General features: G+C 74.5%; 17 protein-coding genes, 1 tRNA gene and 1 pseudogene. 16 read left to right on the top strand and 3 right to left on the bottom strand.

All coding sequences use genetic code 11. The features are described from left to right. Nucleotides 1-18 precede the first annotated feature (18 nt). From mfd to H0S66_RS11485, 3 genes and pseudogenes are all read left to right on the top strand, one after another. Nucleotides 19-3,661: pseudogene (gene mfd / locus H0S66_RS11475) on the top strand (transcription-repair coupling factor). 81 nt (nt 3,662-3,742) lie between these two features. Next, nucleotides 3,743-4,429, top strand: coding sequence for a hypothetical protein (locus tag H0S66_RS11480; protein ID WP_179615507.1), 687 nt, complete (start codon nt 3,743-3,745; stop codon nt 4,427-4,429). 14 nt (nt 4,430-4,443) lie between these two features. Then, nucleotides 4,444-5,070: a nucleoside triphosphate pyrophosphohydrolase gene (locus H0S66_RS11485; protein WP_258016871.1), complete on the top strand. Its 627-nt coding sequence runs from the start codon at nt 4,444-4,446 to the stop codon at nt 5,068-5,070. Nucleotides 5,071-5,176: 106 nt separating this feature from the next. Here H0S66_RS11485 and H0S66_RS11490 read toward each other — a convergent pair whose 3' ends face one another. Continuing rightward, nucleotides 5,177-6,664, bottom strand: coding sequence for an amidase (locus H0S66_RS11490; protein ID WP_179615508.1), 1,488 nt, complete (start codon nt 6,662-6,664; stop codon nt 5,177-5,179). 152 nt (nt 6,665-6,816) lie between these two features. Here H0S66_RS11490 and eno point away from each other — a divergent pair, with 152 nt between their 5' ends. From eno to H0S66_RS11515, 5 genes are all read left to right on the top strand, one after another. After that, entirely contained in the window at nt 6,817-8,094 is a 1,278-nt protein-coding gene (gene eno / locus H0S66_RS11495) for a phosphopyruvate hydratase (RefSeq protein WP_179615509.1), read from the top strand. A 15-nt stretch (nt 8,095-8,109) separates the two neighbouring features. Then, complete coding sequence (locus H0S66_RS11500; protein WP_179615510.1) at nt 8,110-8,688, top strand: FtsB family cell division protein; 579 nt, start codon at nt 8,110-8,112, stop codon at nt 8,686-8,688. Further along, complete coding sequence (locus tag H0S66_RS11505) at nt 8,685-9,200, top strand: DUF501 domain-containing protein (RefSeq protein WP_258016872.1); 516 nt, start codon at nt 8,685-8,687, stop codon at nt 9,198-9,200. The genes H0S66_RS11500 and H0S66_RS11505 overlap by 4 nt, the downstream gene beginning before the upstream one ends. Further along, complete coding sequence (locus H0S66_RS11510; protein ID WP_219633560.1) at nt 9,191-10,135, top strand: Ppx/GppA phosphatase family protein; 945 nt, start codon at nt 9,191-9,193, stop codon at nt 10,133-10,135. Before H0S66_RS11505 ends, H0S66_RS11510 begins: the two co-directional genes overlap by 10 nt. A gap of 64 nt (nt 10,136-10,199) precedes the next feature. Further along, entirely contained in the window at nt 10,200-10,433 is a 234-nt protein-coding gene (locus H0S66_RS11515) for a hypothetical protein (RefSeq protein WP_179615512.1), read from the top strand. Between the two features lie 81 nt (nt 10,434-10,514). Here H0S66_RS11515 and H0S66_RS11520 read toward each other — a convergent pair whose 3' ends face one another. Further along, nucleotides 10,515-11,696, bottom strand: a complete 1,182-nt coding sequence (locus H0S66_RS11520; RefSeq protein WP_179615513.1) for a zinc-dependent alcohol dehydrogenase — start codon at nt 11,694-11,696, stop codon at nt 10,515-10,517. A 128-nt stretch (nt 11,697-11,824) separates the two neighbouring features. Here H0S66_RS11520 and H0S66_RS20490 point away from each other — a divergent pair, with 128 nt between their 5' ends. The 8 genes from H0S66_RS20490 (at nt 11,825) to H0S66_RS11555 (ending at nt 17,739) form a co-directional block, all read left to right on the top strand. After that, nucleotides 11,825-13,306, top strand: coding sequence for an FAD-dependent oxidoreductase (locus H0S66_RS20490; RefSeq protein ID WP_179615514.1), 1,482 nt, complete (start codon nt 11,825-11,827; stop codon nt 13,304-13,306). Then, the gene (locus H0S66_RS20105; RefSeq protein ID WP_218876296.1) at nt 13,303-13,929 is read left to right on the top strand and encodes an endonuclease; all 627 of its coding nucleotides are present in this window, start codon (nt 13,303-13,305) and stop codon (nt 13,927-13,929) included. The genes H0S66_RS20490 and H0S66_RS20105 overlap by 4 nt, the downstream gene beginning before the upstream one ends. Further along, complete coding sequence (locus tag H0S66_RS11530; protein WP_258016873.1) at nt 13,919-14,638, top strand: uracil-DNA glycosylase; 720 nt, start codon at nt 13,919-13,921, stop codon at nt 14,636-14,638. Before H0S66_RS20105 ends, H0S66_RS11530 begins: the two co-directional genes overlap by 11 nt. After that, on the top strand, nt 14,635-15,195 hold the full coding sequence (locus H0S66_RS11535; protein ID WP_219633561.1) for a glycine cleavage system transcriptional repressor: 561 nt from the start codon (nt 14,635-14,637) through the stop codon (nt 15,193-15,195). The genes H0S66_RS11530 and H0S66_RS11535 overlap by 4 nt, the downstream gene beginning before the upstream one ends. Further along, nucleotides 15,192-15,746: a peptide deformylase gene (def, locus tag H0S66_RS11540; protein ID WP_179615516.1), complete on the top strand. Its 555-nt coding sequence runs from the start codon at nt 15,192-15,194 to the stop codon at nt 15,744-15,746. Before H0S66_RS11535 ends, def begins: the two co-directional genes overlap by 4 nt. 14 nt (nt 15,747-15,760) lie before the next feature. After that, nucleotides 15,761-15,834, top strand: a tRNA-Leu gene (locus tag H0S66_RS11545). 179 nt (nt 15,835-16,013) lie between these two features. Next, entirely contained in the window at nt 16,014-16,643 is a 630-nt protein-coding gene (locus H0S66_RS11550; RefSeq protein WP_179615517.1) for a class I SAM-dependent methyltransferase, read from the top strand. A gap of 232 nt (nt 16,644-16,875) precedes the next feature. Beyond that, entirely contained in the window at nt 16,876-17,739 is an 864-nt protein-coding gene (locus H0S66_RS11555) for a Bax inhibitor-1/YccA family protein (protein ID WP_179615518.1), read from the top strand. 76 nt (nt 17,740-17,815) lie between these two features. Here H0S66_RS11555 and H0S66_RS11560 read toward each other — a convergent pair whose 3' ends face one another. Continuing rightward, on the bottom strand, nt 17,816-18,853 hold the full coding sequence (locus H0S66_RS11560; protein ID WP_179615519.1) for an SGNH/GDSL hydrolase family protein: 1,038 nt from the start codon (nt 18,851-18,853) through the stop codon (nt 17,816-17,818). Nucleotides 18,854-18,931: the final 78 nt, after the last annotated feature.

Raw genomic sequence — 18,931 nt, forward strand, 5'->3', positions numbered from 1 at the left:
ACCCAGGAGCCAGCGCACGTGTCGACCACGACCCTCGAGACCCACCTCGCCCCCGGCCCCGCCGGGATCGCCGACGCGGTGCTGGCCGACCCGACCCTCACCGAGGTCCTCGCCGACGCGGGGGAGGGGCGCGTCCGTGCGCTCGACCTGACCGGCCCCGAGGCCCTGCGCCCCTTCGTGGTGGCCGGGCTGGTGCGCGCCGGTCGCAGCGTGCTGGCGGTGACCGCCACCTCGCGCGAGGCCGAGGACCTCGTCGCCGCGCTCGGCGACCTGCTCGACACCGGCCGCGGTCGCCTACTACCCGTCGTGGGAGACGCTGCCCCACGAGCGGCTCAGCCCGCGCTCCGACACCGTCGGGCGGCGCCTGGCGGTGCTGCGCCGCCTGCAGCACCCCGGCACCGACGCCACCAACGGCCCGCTGCAGGTGGTCGTGGCGCCGGTGCGCTCGGTGCTGCAGCCGCAGGTCAAGGGGCTCGGCGACCTCGAGCCCGTCGAGCTCGTCCCCGGCGGCACCGCGCCCCTCGACGACCTGGTGCAACGCCTCTCCGACGCGGCGTACTCGCGCGTCGACCTGGTCGAGCGCCGTGGCGAGTTCGCGGTGCGCGGCGGGATCATCGACGTCTTCCCGCCCACCGAGGAGCACCCGCTGCGCGTGGAGCTGTGGGGCGACGAGGTCGAGGAGATCCGCTCGTTCTCGGTGGCCGACCAGCGCACCCTCGAGCCCGTCGAGCGGCTCTGGGCGCCGCCGTGCCGCGAGCTGCTGCTCACCGACGAGGTACGCCGCCGCGCCGCCGCGCTCGGCCAGGCCCACCCCCAGCTGCTCGAGCTGACCGACAAGATGGCCGAGGGCATCGCCGTCGAGGGCATGGAGTCGCTGGCGCCCGCGCTCGTCGACGACATGGAGCTGCTCGTCGACCTGATGCCCGTCGACACCCACGTGCTGGTGCTCGACCCCGAGCGCGCGCGCCGCCGCGCCCACGACCTGGTCGCCACCAGCGAGGAGTTCCTGGGCGCCAGCTGGGCCGCGGCCGCCAGCGGCGGCAGCGCCCCGATCGACCTGGGCGCGGCGTCGTACCGCACCCTCTCCGACGTGCGCGAGCACAGCCTGGGCCAGGACAAGCCCTGGTGGACCGTGAGCCCGTTCGGCATCGACGACGCCGACGGCGCGGCGGCCGGGCCGGTGCTGCGCGACGAGTCGGGCGCGGTCACCGGCATCGACGTCGACGTGACCGTGGGCGCAGTGCCCAGCCGGGCGCTGCCCGCCAAGCCGGTCGACGCCTACCGCGGCGACGTCGAGCGGGCGATCAAGGACCTCGAGACCTGGCGCTCCGAGGGATACCGGGTGCTGGTGCTGCACGAGGGCCACGGCCCCGCCCAGCGCATGGTCGAGGCGCTGGCCGAGCACGACGTGCCGGCCCGGATGGTCGAGCCGCGCCCCGGCGACGGTGGCGAGCAGGTGCGCCTGTCGCCCGACGTGGTCACCGTCAGCTGCGGCGCGCTCGCGCACGGGTTCGTCGACGAGACCAACCGCCTGGTGCTGCTGACCGGCGAGGACCTCTCGGGCCAGAAGTCGTCCACGCGCGACATGCGCAAGATGCCCACCCGCCGCAAGAAGCAGATCGACCCGCTCGAGCTCAAGGCCGGCGACTTCGTCGTCCACGAGCAGCACGGTGTGGGGCGCTTCGTGGAGATGAAGCAGCGCCAGGTCGGCGGCGCGACCCGCGAGTACCTCGTGCTCGAGTACGGCGCCTCGAAGCGCGGCGGGCCCGCCGACCGGCTCTACGTGCCCGCCGACGCCCTCGACCAGGTCACCCGCTACGTGGGTGGCGAGCAGCCCAGCCTCGACCGCCTCGGCGGCGGCGACTGGGCCAAGCGCAAGGGCCGCGCCCGCAAGGCGGTGCGCGAGATCGCCGCCGAGCTGATCAAGCTGTACGCCGCCCGGCAGGCCACCCAGGGCCACGCGTTCGGCCCCGACACCCCCTGGCAGCGCGAGCTCGAGGACGCCTTCCCGTTCCAGGAGACCCAGGACCAGCTGACCACGGTCGACGAGGTCAAGCAGGACATGCGCCAGGTGGTCCCGATGGATCGCCTGGTCTGCGGCGACGTCGGCTACGGCAAGACCGAGATCGCGGTGCGCGCGGCGTTCAAGGCCGTCCAGGACGGCAAGCAGGTCGCGGTGCTGGTGCCGACGACGCTGCTGGTCACCCAGCACCTGTCGACCTTCAGCGAGCGGATGGCCGGCTTCCCGGTGGTGCTCAAGGGGCTCTCGCGCTTCCAGACCGACAAGGAGGCCAGGGAGGTCCTGGCCGGGCTGGCCGACGGCACCGTCGACATCGTGGTGGGCACCCACCGGCTGCTCAACCCCGACACCCGGATGAAGGACCTCGGGCTGATCATCGTCGACGAGGAGCAGCGCTTCGGCGTCGAGCACAAGGAGCAGATGAAGCGGCTGCGCACCTCCGTCGACGTGCTGTCGATGAGCGCCACGCCGATCCCGCGCACCCTCGAGATGGCGATCACCGGCATCCGCGAGATGTCCACGATCACCACCCCGCCCGAGGAGCGGCACCCGGTGCTGACCTACGTCGGCGCCTACGAGGACCGCCAGGTGGTGGCCGCCGTGCGCCGCGAGCTGCTGCGCGAGGGCCAGGTCTTCTACATCCACAACCGGGTCCAGTCGATCGAGAAGGCCGCGGCGCGCATCAAGGAGCTGGTGCCCGAGGCGCGGGTCGCGACCGCGCACGGCCAGATGGGCGAGCAGCAGCTCGAGCAGGTGATGCTCGACTTCTGGGAGAAGCGCTTCGACGTGCTGGTGTGCACCACGATCGTGGAGTCCGGCCTCGACGTCTCCAACGCCAACACGATGATCATCGAGCGCTCCGACACCCTCGGCCTCTCCCAGCTGCACCAGCTGCGCGGTCGGGTCGGCCGCTCGCGCGAGCGGGCCTACGCCTACTTCCTCTACCCCTCCGAGAAGCCGCTCACCGAGACCGCGCACGAGCGGCTGGCCACCCTGGCCCAGCACTCCGACCTGGGCGGCGGCATGGCGATCGCGATGAAGGACCTCGAGATCCGCGGCGCCGGCAACCTGCTGGGCGGCGAGCAGTCGGGCCACATCGCCGACGTCGGCTTCGACCTCTACGTGCGCCTGGTCGGCGAGGCGGTCGCGGAGTTCAAGGGCGACGGCGGCGAGCCCGAGCTCAACGAGGTCCGCATCGAGCTCCCGGTCGACGCGCACCTGCCCCACGACTACATCCCCACCGAGCGGCTGCGCCTGGAGATCTACAAGCGCCTGGCCGAGGTGCGCTCCGACGACGACGTCGACGCGATCAACGAGGAGCTGCTCGACCGGTACGGCGAGCCGCCGGTCGAGGTGGTCTCGCTGCTGCTGGTCGCGCGGTTCCGGGCCCGGGCCCGCAAGGCGGGGATCGGCGAGGTCACCATCGCCGGCAAGAACGTGCGGTTCGCGCCGGTCAGCCTGCCCGAGTCGCGCGTCGTGCGGCTGCAGCGGATGTACCCGAAGTCGCTGGTCAAGCCGCAGGTCGACACGGTCCTGGTGCCGCGACCGCAGACCGCGGTCATCGGCGGGCGCCCGCTCGACGGCATCGCGCTGCTCGAGTGGGCGCGCGGCGTGATCGACCAGGTGATCGACCCGGCATGAGCGGCTGGTTCAATGTGACCAGTCGAGTGTGACCCGGCCCTCACTTCTCATCCCACGCTGCCGTCATCCCAAGGAGCTCCCGTGCGTCTGTCCCGTCCCCTCGCCGGTCTCGCCGCTGCGGCCCTGCTGGGCACCGGTGTGCTCTCCGGCTGCGGTGTCTCCGACATCCAGGCGGCGCCCGGCGTGGCCGCCGAGATCGACGACCGGCAGATCAGCGTCGCGGAGGTCGACGACCTCTCGGTGGCGACCTGCGAGGTGCTGCGCAGCAACCCCGAGCTCCTGGGCCAGGGCTACACCGGCTCGACGGTGCGCGACACGGTGCTGGCCCAGCTGGCCCAGCGCGAGATCGCCGACCTGATCGCGGCCGAGAACGACATCGACGGCGACGTGATCTACGGCAGCGCCGCCCAGCAGGCCCGGCTCGGGCTCGCCCAGGCCGACTCCGAGGCCCTCGAGGAGGTGCTGCCGGTCTTCGCCTCCAGCGGCTACCTGCGCGCGGTGGTCGCCGAGGTCGTCGACCCGGCGCTCGACGGCGACGCCGACGACGCGACCCGCACGGCGGCGTACCAGACCTACCTGTCGGCCTGGCAGGCCGCGCACGACATCTCGACCAACCCGCTCTTCACCGAGGTCGACTTCACCGCGCCCGAGGAGCGCCGCAACGAGCTCTCGGTCGCGGTCAGTGACGAGGCCGTCGAGCTGCTGACGCTCGACCCGGCGGCGGTGCGGCTCGAGGAGCGGCTGCCGGCCTCGCAGCGCTGCACCTGAGCGGGGCCCGCCCCGTGGACGCCGCCGACGAGCCGCTGCTCGAGCTTCGCGCGGTGATGGCGCGACTGCGCGCCGAGTGCCCGTGGAAGGCCGAGCAGACCCACCGCTCGCTGGTGCGCTACCTGCTCGAGGAGACCCACGAGACCGTCGAGGCGGTCGACCGCCTCGAGGCGGGGGAGCCCGGCGCGCTCGAGCACCTGCGCGAGGAGCTCGGCGACCTGCTGCTGCAGGTCTACTTCCACGCGGCCGTCGCCGCGGAGGCGGGCGGCTTCGACATCGACGACGTCGCCCGCGGCATCACCGACAAGATGCTGCGCCGCAACCCGCACGTCTTCGGCGACGAGGCCGGCGAGCCGGGGGGACCCCGCGACGCCGCCGCCGTCAACGAGCGCTGGCAGCAGATCAAGGCCGCCGAGAAGTCCGGGCGCACCACCGTCGACGAGGGCGTGCCCGCCGGTCTCCCGGCGCTGCTCTACGCCGACAAGGTGCTCGACCGGCTCCACCGCGCCGGGCGCGACGTCGACCTCCGGCACGGCTCCGAGGACCTCGGCGAGCGGCTCCTGGCCCTGGTCGACGAGGCCCGCGCCGACGGCGTCGACCCCGAGCAGGCCCTGCGCGACGCCGTACGCCGCCGCACCTGACGCGAGCCGGCGCCAGTTCCCCGCCGAGTCGGCGCCAGTTCCGGAACTGGCGCCGACTCGCGAGGGAAGTAGCGCCGACTCGCGAGGGAAGTAGCGCCGGGTCGGGTCAGAGGGGCGGGCGGCGGTCGAACCAGGGGGCGGCGTCCTCGAGCTGGGCGGCCAGGCGCAGCAGCATGCCCTCGCTGCCCAGGCGCCCGACGAGCTGCACGCCCATCGGAAGGCCCTCGGGCGTCCAGTGCAGCGGCACGCTCATGGCCGGGCGGCCGGTGAGGTTGGCCATCTGGGTGTAGGGCACCCAGCCGAGGTTCTCGCTGATCATCTGGTCGACCAGCGGGGTGAAGCGCAGCAGGCCGCCGACGCGGGCGGTCAGCAGCGCCTTCTGGGCCAGCTGCACCAGCGGCGGCTGGTCGAAGGCGCCGATGCGCGGCGGCGGGGTCGCGGTGGTGGGGGTCAGCAGCAGGTCGTGCTCGGCGTGCAGCGCGGCCAGCCGGCGCACGTGGGTGTGGCGGTTCTCGGTGGCCCGCACGTAGTCGGTCGCGGCGGTCGCACGGCCCAGGGCGGCCATCACCCGGGTGTCGGGCTCGAAGTCGTCCTCGCCCGCCCCGGTCAGCTGGCGGGCCTGGTCGACGGCCACCGCGCAGTTGACGAACCAGGTGGTCAGGAAGTCCTCGGCCAGCTGCGCGTCGTCGACCGGGGCGGCGTCGAGCTCGACGACCTCGTGGCCGGCGGCGGCCAGGAGCTCGGCGGCGTGGTGCACGGCCGCCTTGGCCTCCGGGTGCGGGTCGGGGTTGACGCTGCTGTGCCAGCTCACGGCGACCCGGAGCCGGCCCGGGTCGCGGCCGACCTCGGCGGCGTACCCCTCAGCCGGGCCGGGGGCGGCCAGGAACGGCGACTCGGGGGTGGGCCCGGCGAGCACGTCGAGCATCGCGGCGCTGTCGCGGACGCTGCGCGAGACCACGCCGTCGGTGCTGGTGCCGCCGATCGACTCGCCGAACTCGGGGCCGTGGGGCAGCAGCCCGCGGCTGGTCTTGAGACCGAAGAGCCCGCAGGCCGAGGCCGGGATGCGGATCGAGCCGCCGCCGTCGCTGGCCGCGGCGCAGGGCACGATGCCGGCGGCCACGGCCGCGGCCGAGCCGCCCGAGGACCCGCCGGGGGTGTGCGCGAGGTCCCACGGGTTGCGGGTGGCGCCGAAGACGTGCGGCTCGGTGACGCCCTTGGCGCCGAACTCGGGGCTGTTGGTCTTGCCGAAGATCACCAGGCCGGCCTCGATCCAGCGCTGCACCACCGCGGCGGTCTCGGCGGCCGGGTGGCCGGCCAGGGCCCTGCTGCCGCCGCTGGTCGGGACGCCGGCCAGGCGCTGGTTGAGGTCCTTGAGCAGGAACGGCACCCCGGCGAAGGGGCGCCCGCCCTCGGGCTCGGGGCCCGAGGGCACCGGCGGCTCGACGCCGTGCACGATCGCGTTGATGCGCGGGTTCACCTCCGCCGCGCGGGCCCGGGCCGCGGCGAGCAGCTCCTCGGCGGTGGTGGAGCCCTCGCGCACGAGGGCGGCGAGGGCGGTGGCGTCGTGGTCGGCGTAGTCGGCGTAGTCGAGCATGGCCACACCGTAGTGACCGGGCGGTGCTCCCGGGGGCCGGACCGCGCGACCCGCGGGCCGCGCCACGCACTAGGCTCGGCGCCGGCGAGATCGTCCGCCCCCGCAGCACAGCCCACCACGCAGCACCCCCGAACCGTTCAGGAGCACCCCAAGTGGCATCCATCGAAGCAGTCGGCGCCCGCGAGATCCTCGACTCCCGGGGCAACCCCACCGTCGAGGTCGAGGTCGTCCTCGACGACGGCACCTTCGCCCGCGCAGCCGTGCCCAGCGGCGCCTCCACCGGCGCGTTCGAGGCCGTCGAGCTGCGCGACGGCGGCGACCGGTACGCCGGCAAGGGCGTCCAGCAGGCCGTCGACAACGTGATCCGCGTGCTCGGCCCCGCCGTCGAGGGCCTCGACGCCGACGACCAGCGGCTCGTCGACCAGGCGATGCTCGCCGCCGACGGCACCCCCAACAAGGCCGAGATCGGCGCCAACGCCATCCTCGGCGTCTCGCTGGCCGTGGCCCGCGCGGCCGCCGACTCCGCCGGCCTGCCGCTCTACCGCTACGTCGGCGGGCCCAACGCCCACGTGCTGCCGGTGCCGATGATGAACATCCTCAACGGCGGCTCGCACGCCGACTCCAACGTCGACATCCAGGAGTTCATGATCGCGCCGGTCGGCGCGTCCTCCTTCCGCGAGGCGCTGCGCTCGGGCGCGGAGGTCTACCACGCGCTGAAGGCGGTGCTCAAGGAGCGCGGGCTGGCCACCGGCCTCGGCGACGAGGGCGGCTTCGCCCCCGACCTCGACTCCAACCGCGCCGCCCTCGACCTGATCGCCGAGGCCGTCGAGCGCTCGGGCCAGAAGCTGGGCACCGACATCGTGCTGGCCCTCGACGTGGCCGCCACCGAGTTCTGCACCGACGGCGTCTACTCCTTCGAGGGCCAGTCCAAGACGGCCGCCGAGATGACCGCCTACTACGCCGAGCTGTGCGAGGCCTACCCGATCGTCTCCATCGAGGACCCCCTCGACGAGGACGACTGGGAGGGCTGGAAGACCCTCACCGACCAGCTCGGCGACAAGGTCCAGATCGTCGGCGACGACCTGTTCGTCACCAACGTCGAGCGCCTGCAGCGCGGCATCAGCGGCGGCCAGGCCAACGCCCTGCTGGTCAAGGTCAACCAGATCGGCTCGCTGACCGAGACCCTCGACTCCGTCGACCTGGCCCACCGCAACGGCTTCCGGTGCATGATGAGCCACCGCTCCGGGGAGACCGAGGACATCACGATCGCCGACCTGGCCGTGGCCACCAACTGCGGCCAGATCAAGACCGGTGCCCCGGCGCGCTCCGAGCGGGTCGCGAAGTACAACCAGCTGCTGCGCATCGAGGACGAGCTCTCAGATGCCGCGCGCTACGCCGGTGTGTCGGCGTTCCCGCGCTACACCTCCTGAGCGACCCTGGGACACATGCCCGAGAACCGACGCACCCCGTCGCGGGGCAGCGGCCCGCGCGGGCGCACCGGCCCCGGCCGGGGCGGTGCCCCGCGCCCGGCCGCGCGCCCCGCGGCCGGGTCGACCCCGCGCCCGGGCACCTCGCGTCGCCGCCGGCCCCGCCTGACCGGCCGGGCGGCGGTGCTGGTGCTGGTGGTGGCCGTGCTGGCCGTCTCCTACGCCAGCTCGGCGCGCGCCTACCTCCAGCAGCGCGGTGAGCTCGACGCGCTGCGCGCCGACATCGCCGAGAAGGAGGCGAGCATCTCCGACCTCGAGCGCGAGATGCGGCGCTGGGAGGACCCGGCGTACGTCACCCAGGAGGCCCGCGAGCTCGGCTACGTGATGCCCGGCGAGACGTCGTACGTCGTGCTCGACGAGGACGGCGAGCCGCTCGAGCCGGCCGCCGAGCTCGCCGACCCCGACGAGGTCGGCCCCGAGGTCGAGCCGGCCTTCTGGGAGGACGCCTGGGCCTCGGTGCTGCTGGCCGGCAACCCGCCGCGCAACCCCGGCACCCCGCCCCTGACCGAGATCGACGGCTCCGAGGAGCAGCAGTGAGCGCCCCCGACCTGCCCGGCATCAGCGAGGCCGACCAGGCGGTCGTCGACGCCCAGCTGGGCCGCTCGGCCAGCGGGATCGCCGAGGTCGGGCACCGCTGCCCCTGCGGCAACCCCGACGTGGTGACGACGGTGCCGCGCCTGCCCAGCGGCACGCCGTTCCCGACGACGTACTACCTGACCTGCCCGCGCGCCGCGTCGCGCATCGGCACCCTCGAGGGCTCCGGGCTGATGAAGGAGATGGAGGCGCGCCTCGCCGACGACGAGGAGCTCGCCGCGGCGTACGCCGCCGCCCACGAGCGCTACCTCGCCGCGCGCGACGAGATCGGCCGGGCCGCCGGGCTCGACGTGCCCGAGATCGAGGGGATCTCGGCGGGCGGGATGCCCGACCGCGTCAAGTGCCTGCACGTGCTGGCCGGCCAGTCCCTGGCCCAGGGCCGCGGCGTCAACCCGCTCGGCGACGAGGTCCTCGACGCCCTCGGTCCCTGGTGGGAGCCGGGCCCGTGCGCGTAGCCGCCATCGACTGCGGCACCAACTCGATCAAGCTGCTCGTCGCCGACGTCGACGTCGGCGCCGGCACCACCACCGACGTGGTGCGCGAGTCGCGGATGGTGCGTCTCGGCGAGGGCGTCGACCGCACCGGCCGGCTCTTCGAGGCCGCGCTCGAGCGGACCTTCGCCGCCGTCGAGGAGTACGCCGCGCTGGTGCGCGAGCACGGCGTCGACCCCGCCCACACCCGGTTCTGCGCCACCTCGGCGACCCGCGACGCCGACAACGCCGAGGAGTTCGGCGACGGCGTCGAGCAGCGCCTGGGGGTGCGCCCCGAGGTGCTCAGCGGCGGCGAGGAGGCCCGGCTGGCGTGGGCCGGCTCGGTGCGGGTGCTGCGCGAGACGCCGCAGGCGCCGGTGCTGGTCGTCGACGTCGGCGGTGGCTCCACCGAGCTGGTGCTCGGTCACGCGGGGGCCGAGCAGGACCGCCCCGACCAGGCGCACTCGATGGACATCGGCTCGGTGCGCCTCACCGAGCGCCACCTGCACTCCGACCCGCCCACCGCCGCCGAGGTGGCCGCCTGCGTCGCCGACGTCGACGCGGTCCTCGACCAGAGCCCCGTGGCCGTCAGCGACGCGCTGAGCGTCGTGGGCGTCGCCGGCACGATCACCACCCTGGCCGCCGGGGTGCTCGACCTCGACGCCTACGACCGCGACCGCATCGACCAGAGCGTGCTCGACGTCGCGGCCGTGCACCGCGAGTGCGACCGCCTGGTCGGGCTCAGCGTCGAGCAGCGCCGGGCCCTGCCGTGGATGCACCCGCGGCGCGCCGACGTCATCGCGGCCGGCGGCCTCATCGTCTCGCGGGTGCTGGCCCGCAGCCGGGCCACCGAGCTGGTGGTCAGCGAGAGCGACATCCTCGACGGCATCGCCTGGGACCTCGCCCTGACCTCTGCCTAGGGGTGGATTGAGGCGGGCCGCGGCGGGGTAGGCGGACCGGGTCACCGACGAGAGGACCAGACCCATGAGCAAGACCTCGATGCTGATCGCCGCCGGCGCCGGCTACGTGCTGGGCGCCCGCGCAGGCCGGGAGCGCTACGACCAGATCGTGGCCCAGGCCGCCCGCGTCCGCCGCGACCCGCGGGTGCAGGACGCCGCCCACCGCGCCACCGAGACGGTGAAGGAGAAGGCCAGCGAGGTCGCCTCCGACGCCGTCGACGCCGCCAGGCGCCAGAACTCGGTGCCGCCGACCCCCTGAGGCCTGCTGCGCCACGACGTACGACGACGACCGCCCGCTCCGGAAGGCTCCGGGGCGGGCGGCGTCGTACGTGGTGGGGGGTCAGGGCGTGAAGACGACCTTGATCATCTCGTCCTGCTTGTCCCGGAACTTCGCGTAGGCCTCGGGCGCCTGCGCCAGCGGGAGCCGGTGGGTCACGAACTGCTCGGTGCCCAGCGGGTCGGCGTCGTCGAGCAGCAGCGGCATGATGTCGTCGGTCCAGCGCCGCACGTTGGCCTGGCCCATGCGCAGCTGCAGCTGCTTGTCGAACATCTGCATCAGCGGCATCGGGTCGGCCGCGCCGCCGTACACGCCGAGCAGCGACACGGTGCCGCCCCGTCGTACGGCGTCCAGCGAGGCGTGCAGCGCGGCCAGTCGGTCGAAGCCGGCCTTGAGCATCAGCGGCTTCGCCACGGCGTCGGGCAGCAGGCCCACGGCCTTGATGGCCTTCTCGGCCACGGGGTTGCCGTGCGCCTCCATGCCGACGGCGTCGATCACGGCGTCGGCGCCGCGCCCGCCGGTGCGGCTGCGGACCTCCTCGGCGACGTCGTCGACGGCGTCGAGGTCGATCGTCTCGGCGCCCCGGGCCGCCACCCGGGCGAGGCGCTCGGGCACCCGGTCGACCACGATGGTGCGGATGCCGCGGTGCATCGCGATCCGCGCCGCCATGTCACCGATCGGCCCGGCGCCCATCACCAGCAGGGTGCCGTCGGCGGAACAGTCGGCGTACTCGACGCCCTGCCAGGCGGTGGGCAGCACGTCGGAGAGGAAGACGAACCGGTCGTCCGAGGGGCCCTCCGGCACCTTGACCGGCAGGAAGTCGGCGAACGGGACCCGCAGCAGCTCGGCCTGCCCGCCCGGCACGGCACCGTAGAGGCTGCTGTAGCCGAAGAGGCTGGCGCCGGTGCCGTGCTCGCGGTTCTGGGTCGTCTCGCACTGGCTGTGCAGGCCGCGCGAGCAGGTCCAGCAGCTGCCGCAGCTGATGTTGAAGGGCACCACCACGCGGTCGCCGACCGCGAGGTCCCGCACGTCGGGCCCGACCTCGCGCACGATCCCCATCGGCTCGTGGCCCACGACGTCGCCGGGGGTCATGAAGGGTGCCAGCGGCTCGTAGAGGTGCAGGTCGGAGCCGCACAGGCCGGTGGTGGTCACCTCGACGACCGCGTCGGTCGGGTCCTGGATGCGGGGGTCGGGCACCTCCTCGACCGACATCGTGCGCGGGCCCTGCCAGGTGACTGCCTTCATCTGCTGTCCTCCGTGTGGTGCGTCGGTCCCCCGAGGGGCGTCCCTCCACCGTGCGTGCGCCGGCCCACGGGCCAGGACATCCCTGCGGGTGATTCGCGCGCCCGGCCGGCTGGCGCAGGCTGCCGGGCATGACCGAGCCCAGCATCTGGTGGCAGCACCGCGCCGACCCGCCGACCCAGCCCTCCGTGCCCGGCGACCCCGGCCCGCAGGAGACCTTCGACGTCGTCGTCGTGGGCGCCGGCGTCACCGGGCTGGCCACCGCCCTGGAGCTGGTGCGCGCCGGCCGGTCGGTGCTGGTGGTCGAGGCCCGCCACCCCGGTGCGGTCACCTCGGGCCGCACCACCGGCAAGGTCTCCGCGCTGCAGGGCACCACCCTCTCCGAGCTGCGCCGCCGCCACGGCGACTCCCCGCGGGTCACGGCGTACGTCGAGAGCACCCTCGCGGCGCTCGACTGGGTCGCGGCCTTCTGCGACGAGCACGGGGTGGCCACCCAGCGGCGCGACGCGGTGACCTACGCCGCCTCGCGCGACGACGTCTCGACCGTGCGCGCCGAGCACGACGCGGCCCTCGACGCCGGGCTCGGGGTGCGCTTCGAGACCGACCCCGACCTGCCGGTGCCGGCGTACGCCGCCACGGTGCTGCCCGACCAGCTCCAGCTCGACCCCGTGGAGCTGGTGCTGGCGATGCTCGAGCAGGTGCGCAAGGCAGGTGGCCGGCTGCTGACCGGTCGCCGGGTCCAGCGGTTGCGCCAGCGGGGGGAGACGGTGCACGTGCTGGGCGAGGACGGCCTCGAGGTGCAGGGCCGCCACGTCGTGCTGGCCACCGGGGCGCCGGTGGTCGACCGGCGGATGCACTTCGCGCGGCTGACGCCGCAGCGCAGCTACCTGCTCGCCTTCACCCACCCCGACCCGCCGGACCTGATGGCGCTCTCGGCCGGCTCGCCCGGCCGCTCGTGGCGCGGCGGCGAGCTCGACGGCCGGCGGATGCTGCTGGTCGGCGGCGAGGGCCACGAGACCGGTCGCGGCCCACGAGAGAGCACCCGGGTCGACCGGCTGCGCCGCTGGACCGACGAGCACTTCCCCGACGCCGTCGAGCTCGGTGCCTGGTCGGCCCAGGACTACATGTCGCTCGACGGGCTGCCGCTCGTCGGCGGGCTGGGCGGGCCGAGCTCGTCGGTCAGCGTGGCCACCGGCTACCGCAAGTGGGGCCTGACCAGCGGCGTCGCCGCGGGCATCGCGCTGGCCGGGGCGCAGAGCGGGGCCGAGGCGCCCTGGAGCGAGCGGCTCTACACGCGCGCCCCGCGGCTGCGCGACGTGCCGGCGTTCCTGGGCGTGCAGGCGGGGGTGGCGCTGGGCCAGGCCGGCTCGCTCGCCCGCGGCGTACGCCGGCCGCCGCCGGTGGAGGCCGCCCGCAGCGGCGGGTGCGCCGCGCTGCCGGTGTGCACCCACCTGGGCGGCACCCTGCGCTGGAACGACCACGAGCAGACCTACGACTGCCCGCTGCACGGCTCGCGCTTCTCCGCCGACGGCGAGGTCCTCGAGGGGCCCGCGACCCGGGCGCTGCCGCGCCTGCCGCGCCTGCCCGGCACCGGGGGGCGCTCGTCGTCATGAGGCGCGACGTCGCCGCGCTGCTCGACGAGCACGGGCGCACCTACGCCGACCAGGCCGGGATCACGCTGCGCGACGAGCCGTCGCCGCTCTACTGCCTGCTGGTGCTCGCCACGCTGTCCTCGGCGCCGATCTCGGCCGACGTGGCGGCCGCCACCGCCCGCGAGCTCTTCGGTGCCGGGTGGCGCACCCCGGAGCGGATGCGCGGGGCCACCTGGCAGCAGCGGGTCGACGCGCTGGGTCGCGGGGGCTACCGGCGCTACGACGAGCGGACCGCCACCACGCTGGAGGAGTCGGCCGCCCTGCTGCTCGAGCGGCACGGCGGCGACCTGCGCCGGCTGCGCCGCGACGCCGACGGCGACCGGGAGTCGCTGCTGGCGGCGCTGCAGGAGCTCCCTCGGATCGGGCCGACCGGTGCGGGGATCTTCTGCCGGGAGGTGCAGGCGGTCTGGCCCGAGGTCGCCCCGTTCTTCGACGAGCGCGGGCTGGCCCGCGCGGAGGAGCTGGGGCTGCCCACCGACCCCGCCGACCTGGCCGGCACGGTCGGCGGCGACCCCGCCGAGGTCGCCCGCCTGTCGGCGGCCCTGGTGCGCTCGGCCCTGGCCGGAGGCCGCGGTGGCGACTGAACAGCCCCGCCCGGCTTTCGCCCTGCTCGAGGACCGGCTGGTCGGGTGCCGGGCCTGCCCGCGGCTGGTCGAGTGGCGCGAGCGGGTGGCCCGCGAGAAGCGCGCGGCGTACGCCGACGAGGAGTACTGGGGGCGGCCGGTGCCGGGCTGGGGCGCCCCCGACCCGCGGATCCTGGTGGTGGGGCTCGCCCCGGCGGCCCACGGAGCCAACCGGACGGGGCGGATCTTCACCGGTGACCGCTCCGGCGACTGGCTCTTCGCGGCCCTGCACCGGGTCGGCCTGGCGGCGCTGCCGACCAGCACCCACGCCGGTGACGGGCAGGCGCTGCACGGCACCCGCCTGGTCTCGGCGGTGCGCTGCGCCCCGCCCGACAACAAGCCCACCCCCACCGAGCGCGACACCTGCGCACCGTGGCTCGACGAGGAGCTGGCGCTGCTCCTGCCGGGTGTCGAGGTGGTGGTGGCGCTGGGGGCGTTCGGGTGGGCGGCCGCGCTGACGGCGCTGGGCCGGGTGGGCGCGGAGGTGCCGCGTCCGCGACCGAGGTTCGGCCACGGGGTGGAGGTGCGCCTGCCCCTCGACGGGCGCGACCTGCCCCTGCTCGGCTGCTACCACCCGAGCCCGCACAACACCGTCACGGGCCGGCTCACCGAGCAGATGACGGACGAGGTGCTGGGTCGCGCCGCGGTCCTTGCGAGAATGACCGGGTGAGCACCGAACCCACCGCACCGACCAGCCTGCACGCCATCACCGTCCTGGGCCACGACCGGCCCGGCATCATCGCCGAGACCACCGGTCGCCTGGCCGAATTGGGCCTCAACATCGAGGACTCCACGATGACGCTGCTGCGCGGCCACTTCGCGATGACCCTGGTGTGCTCCGGGCCCGCCACCGGTACCGAGGTCGAGCTGGCGCTCGCCCCGCTGTCCGCCGACGGGCAGCTCACCGTGACCGTGCGCGACGTCGACGACGCCCACGCCGAGCCCGGCGAGGCCGGTGCCGCTGGGGGCGGCACCAGCTGGTTGCTGACCGTCCACGGCGGCGACCGCGCCGGCATCGTCTCGGCCGTGGTCGGCCGGGTCGCGATGGTCGGCGGCAACATCACCGACCTGACCACGCGCCTGGCCGGTGACCTCTACCTGCTGGTCGCCGAGATCGACCTGCCCGCCGACGCCGACGCCGAGGCCCTCGAGCAGGCGATCGGCGAGGCCGCCGCCGGGCTCGGGGTGCGGGCCACGCTCCGCGCGGCCGAGGCCGACGAGCTGTGAGCGAGCACCCGGTCGCGGCCTGGAGCGAGGACGACCTGGGCGTCGAGGGGCGCGTGCTCGACGTCGTACGGGCCCCGGCGGACGTGCTCTCGACGGTGGGGGAGCGGGTCGACCCGTGCAGCCCCGAGAGCGTGCAGCTGGCCGCCGACCTCGTCGCGACCATGCGGGTCAGCCCCGGCTGCGTCGGCCTGGCGGCCCCGCAGGTCGGGGTGAGCGCGCAGATGTTCTGCGTCGACGTCTCCGAGCACCCCAAGACCCGCGGCCACCACGGCACCTTCGTGCTGTGCAACGCCGAGGTCGTCGCCTCGAGCCGCAACGAGAAGGCCCGCGAGGGCTGCATGAGCGTCCCCGACCTCACCGGCGACGTGAAGCGCGCCTCGCGGCTGACCGTGCGCGGCCAGCTGCCCGGCACCGGCGAGGAGGTCGAGGTCGAGACCAGCGCCTTCGAGGCCCGCGCGCTGCAGCACGAGATCGACCACTGCCAGGGTCTGCTGTTCGTCGACCGGGCCGCCGGCGCCCACGCGATCTACGCGCGCAAGACTTACCTCTGAGCCCGACGGCTCACGCCCCCGTATCCCAATCGGCAGAGGAAACCGCCTTAAAAGCGGCTCAGTCTGGGTTCGAGTCCCAGCGGGGGCACATGCGGTGGGGGGTATCCTCGGGGTGGGGAGGGAACCGAGCGCCGACCACTCATGCCCCCCATCCGTGGTCGGCACTCCTACCCCCGGCAGGGCCGACCGCGGATCCGCTGCGACCGTGATGCATGTCCCCGGCCCTGCCGTCACCCTCCCCCCTCCCGGGGGCGCCATCATGGGTCCATGAGCGAGCAGGGTGGGGAGAGGTCCTGGAGCGCACGCGCCTGGGACGAGCGCTACGCCGAGAAGGGACCGGTGTGGAGCGGGCGGGTCAACCCCCGCCTGGTGGAGCAGGCCTGCGACCTGGCGCCGGGCGCCGCGCTCGACGTCGGCTGCGGCGAGGGCGGTGACGCGCTGTGGCTGGCCGGCCGCGGCTGGCGGGTCACCGGCGTCGACCTGTCGCAGGTGGCGCTCGACCGGGCCGCCCGCCGCGCCGGTGAGGAGGGCCTCGACGTCGACTGGCGCCGGGCCGACCTGCTCGAGGAGCCGGTGCCCGGCGGCCCCTACGACCTGGTGTCGGTCTTCTTCCTGCACGTGCCGCGCCCCGTCTTCGACGGCCTGTACGCCGCCCTGGCCGCGGCCGTCGCCCCCGGCGGCTCGCTGCTGGTGGTGGGCCACCACCCCGACGACCAGCACACCGGCGTGCGCCGCCCGCAGGGCGACGACCTGCTCTTCGGCCCCGAGCGCGTCACCGCGCTGCTCGACGAGCGCGACTGGGAGCTGCGCACGGCCGCCACCCCGACCCGCACCCAGGACCTCGAGGGGCAGCCGGTCACGGTCACCGACACCGTCGTGCACGCCGTACGCCGCTGATCCACCGCGAGCCGGCGCCAGTTCCCCGCCGAGCCGGCGCCAGTTCCCGGAACTCGCGCCGGGTCGGCGAGGAAGTAGCGCCGGCTCGCGGTTCTCAGCGACTTCACAGCCTCGGCGTCACGATCCGGGAACGTCCGCGCCCGGCGCGGCGTTGGACCAGGCAGAGCCACTACAGTGGATCCACCACAGCGGCCGTCGACGCGGCCACCACCCGGCCTCCAAGGAGAGACCAATGAAGAGCAACAACCCGGTGTTCTCGCGCTCGGAGGAGTTCAACCGCTCCGGCGCGAACACCTACGGCAACCAGACGTACGCCGGGGGCTACGGCTCCGACCCCTCGACCTGGGGCACCGGCACCCCCGGTGACACCGGCTACGGCGCCCCGCAGGCGCCCGCCGCCCCGATGACCATCGACTCGGTGGTCCAGAAGACCTCGATCACCCTGGGTGTCGTCCTGGTCACGGCCTTCGCGACCTGGATCCTCACCCCCGACCTGCGTGACAACACCCAGGCCGGCGGCGCGCTCTACGCCGCGCTGATGATCGGCAGCCTGGGCGCCTTCGCCCTGTCGATGGTCAACTCCTTCAAGAAGGTCATCAGCCCCGGCCTGGTGCTCGCCTTCGCCGCCCTCGAGGGCGTGGCGATGGGTGCGTTCTCGAAGTTCATCGAGCAGACCTTCGTGCCGCAGGGCTCGGGCTCGATCGTGATGCAGGCGGTCATCGGCACCTTCGCCGCGTTCGCCGGCACCCTGGCCGCCTACAAGTTCTTCAACATCAAGGTCGGCGACAAGTTCCGCACCTTCGTGGTCGCGGCCATGTTCGGCATGGTGGCCCTGGGCCTCCTCGAGGTCGTGCTCGGCATGTTCGGCAGCGCCATGGGCTTCCTGGGCTTCGGTGCCCTGGGCCTGCTCTTCGCGGTCGGTGGCCTGGTGCTCGGCATCTTCATGCTGATCCTCGACTTCGACTTCGTCGAGCAGGGCGTGGCCAACCGCATCCCCGAGCAGGAGTCCTGGCGTGCGGCGTTCGCGCTGACCGTCAGCCTGGTCTGGATCTACACCAACCTGCTGCGCATCCTCGCGATCCTGCAGCAGGACTGATCGACCCGCACCACCCCGCAGCACGAGAGGGCCCCCGGAGCACCGCTCCGGGGGCCTTCGTCGTACGTCGAGCGGCTCAGGCGTCGACGGGCACGTCGGGCGCGTCGGTCTCGTCGTGCTCGTCGGGGGTCTCGCCGGTGGTCTCGGGGTGGCGGCGGCGGTGCCGCAGCTCCACCCACAGCCCGCGCACCCCGCGCCGGTCGCCGCCGACCTCGGTGCCGTCGAGCTCGGTGCCGGGGTTCTTGACGGCCTGGATGGCGGCGTCGGTGATCGGCAGCACGCCCTCGCCGCGCAGCGCCTGCAGCGACTCCTCGTCGGCCTCGATGACACCGAGCGCGGCGAGCACGCTGGGCAGCAGCACCGTGACCAGCGTGCGGTAGCCGTGGGCGGAGGGGTGGAACTGGTCGGGCCCGAAGAGCAGCGCGGGCGCGGCGGCGAACTCGGGGCCGAGCACCGAGCCGATCGAGACGGTGCGCCCGCCCTCCTCGATGACCGCGATGGTCTGGCCGGCCGCGAGGCGGCGCGACCACGAGCGGGCCACCTGCTTCAGCGGCGGCGCGATCGGCTTGAGGGTGCCCAGGTCGGGGCAGGTGCCGACGACCACGGCGACGCCGGCCTCGTGCAGGCGGCGCACGCCCTCCTGCAGGTGCCGGATCGAGGTCGCGGGCGGGACGATGTGGGTGACGTCGTTGGCGCCGATCAGGATCAGCGCCACGTCGGGCTCGATCGGCAGCGCGCGGTCGATCTGCTCGTCGAGGTCGGAGGTCTTGGCGCCGACGACCGCGAAGTCGCGCAGGTAGACGCGCCGGTCGGCGTGCTCGGCGACACCGCTGGCCAGCAGCGCCCCGGGGGTCTGCTCGACGCGGTCGACGCCGTAGCCGGCGGCGCTGGAGTCACCGAGCAGGGCGACCTTGATCGCCGGGCCCGGTCGGCCGCGGCCGTACCAGCCGGTCGGGTCGGGGGGCGGCTCCTCGAGGATCGGCCCGATGGTCTTGCGGGCGAGCTTGGCCTCGGCCGTCAGGACGCCGTAGAGGCCGGCGCCGAGCACGGAGAGACCGCCGCCGCCGTAGGCCGCGGCGGACGCGAGCTTGCGTGCTGCTGCTGCCTTCCCCACACCGGGGAGTGTAGTGACCGGCACGCAGCGCGGTGGACCACCCCGACGTCACCCGCGGGGGCAGTGCAGGTCGTCACG

The organism is Nocardioides marinisabuli, from assembly GCF_013466785.1.
GTDB lineage: Bacteria > Actinomycetota > Actinomycetes > Propionibacteriales > Nocardioidaceae > Nocardioides > Nocardioides marinisabuli.

Excerpts from the sequence above, each read along its gene's own strand:
- H0S66_RS11520 (WP_179615513.1), bottom strand. The coding sequence starts at position 11,696 with ATGAAGGCAGTCACCTGGCAGGGCCCGCGCACGATGTCGGTCGAGGAG.
- H0S66_RS20490 (WP_179615514.1), top strand. The coding sequence starts at position 11,825 with ATGACCGAGCCCAGCATCTGGTGGCAGCACCGCGCCGACCCGCCGACC.
- H0S66_RS11515 (WP_179615512.1), top strand. The coding sequence starts at position 10,200 with ATGAGCAAGACCTCGATGCTGATCGCCGCCGGCGCCGGCTACGTGCTG.
- H0S66_RS11555 (WP_179615518.1), top strand. The coding sequence starts at position 16,876 with ATGAAGAGCAACAACCCGGTGTTCTCGCGCTCGGAGGAGTTCAACCGC.
- H0S66_RS20105 (WP_218876296.1), top strand. The coding sequence starts at position 13,303 with ATGAGGCGCGACGTCGCCGCGCTGCTCGACGAGCACGGGCGCACCTAC.
- H0S66_RS11490 (WP_179615508.1), bottom strand. The coding sequence starts at position 6,664 with ATGCTCGACTACGCCGACTACGCCGACCACGACGCCACCGCCCTCGCC.
- H0S66_RS11500 (WP_179615510.1), top strand. The coding sequence starts at position 8,110 with ATGCCCGAGAACCGACGCACCCCGTCGCGGGGCAGCGGCCCGCGCGGG.
- H0S66_RS11550 (WP_179615517.1), top strand. The coding sequence starts at position 16,014 with ATGAGCGAGCAGGGTGGGGAGAGGTCCTGGAGCGCACGCGCCTGGGAC.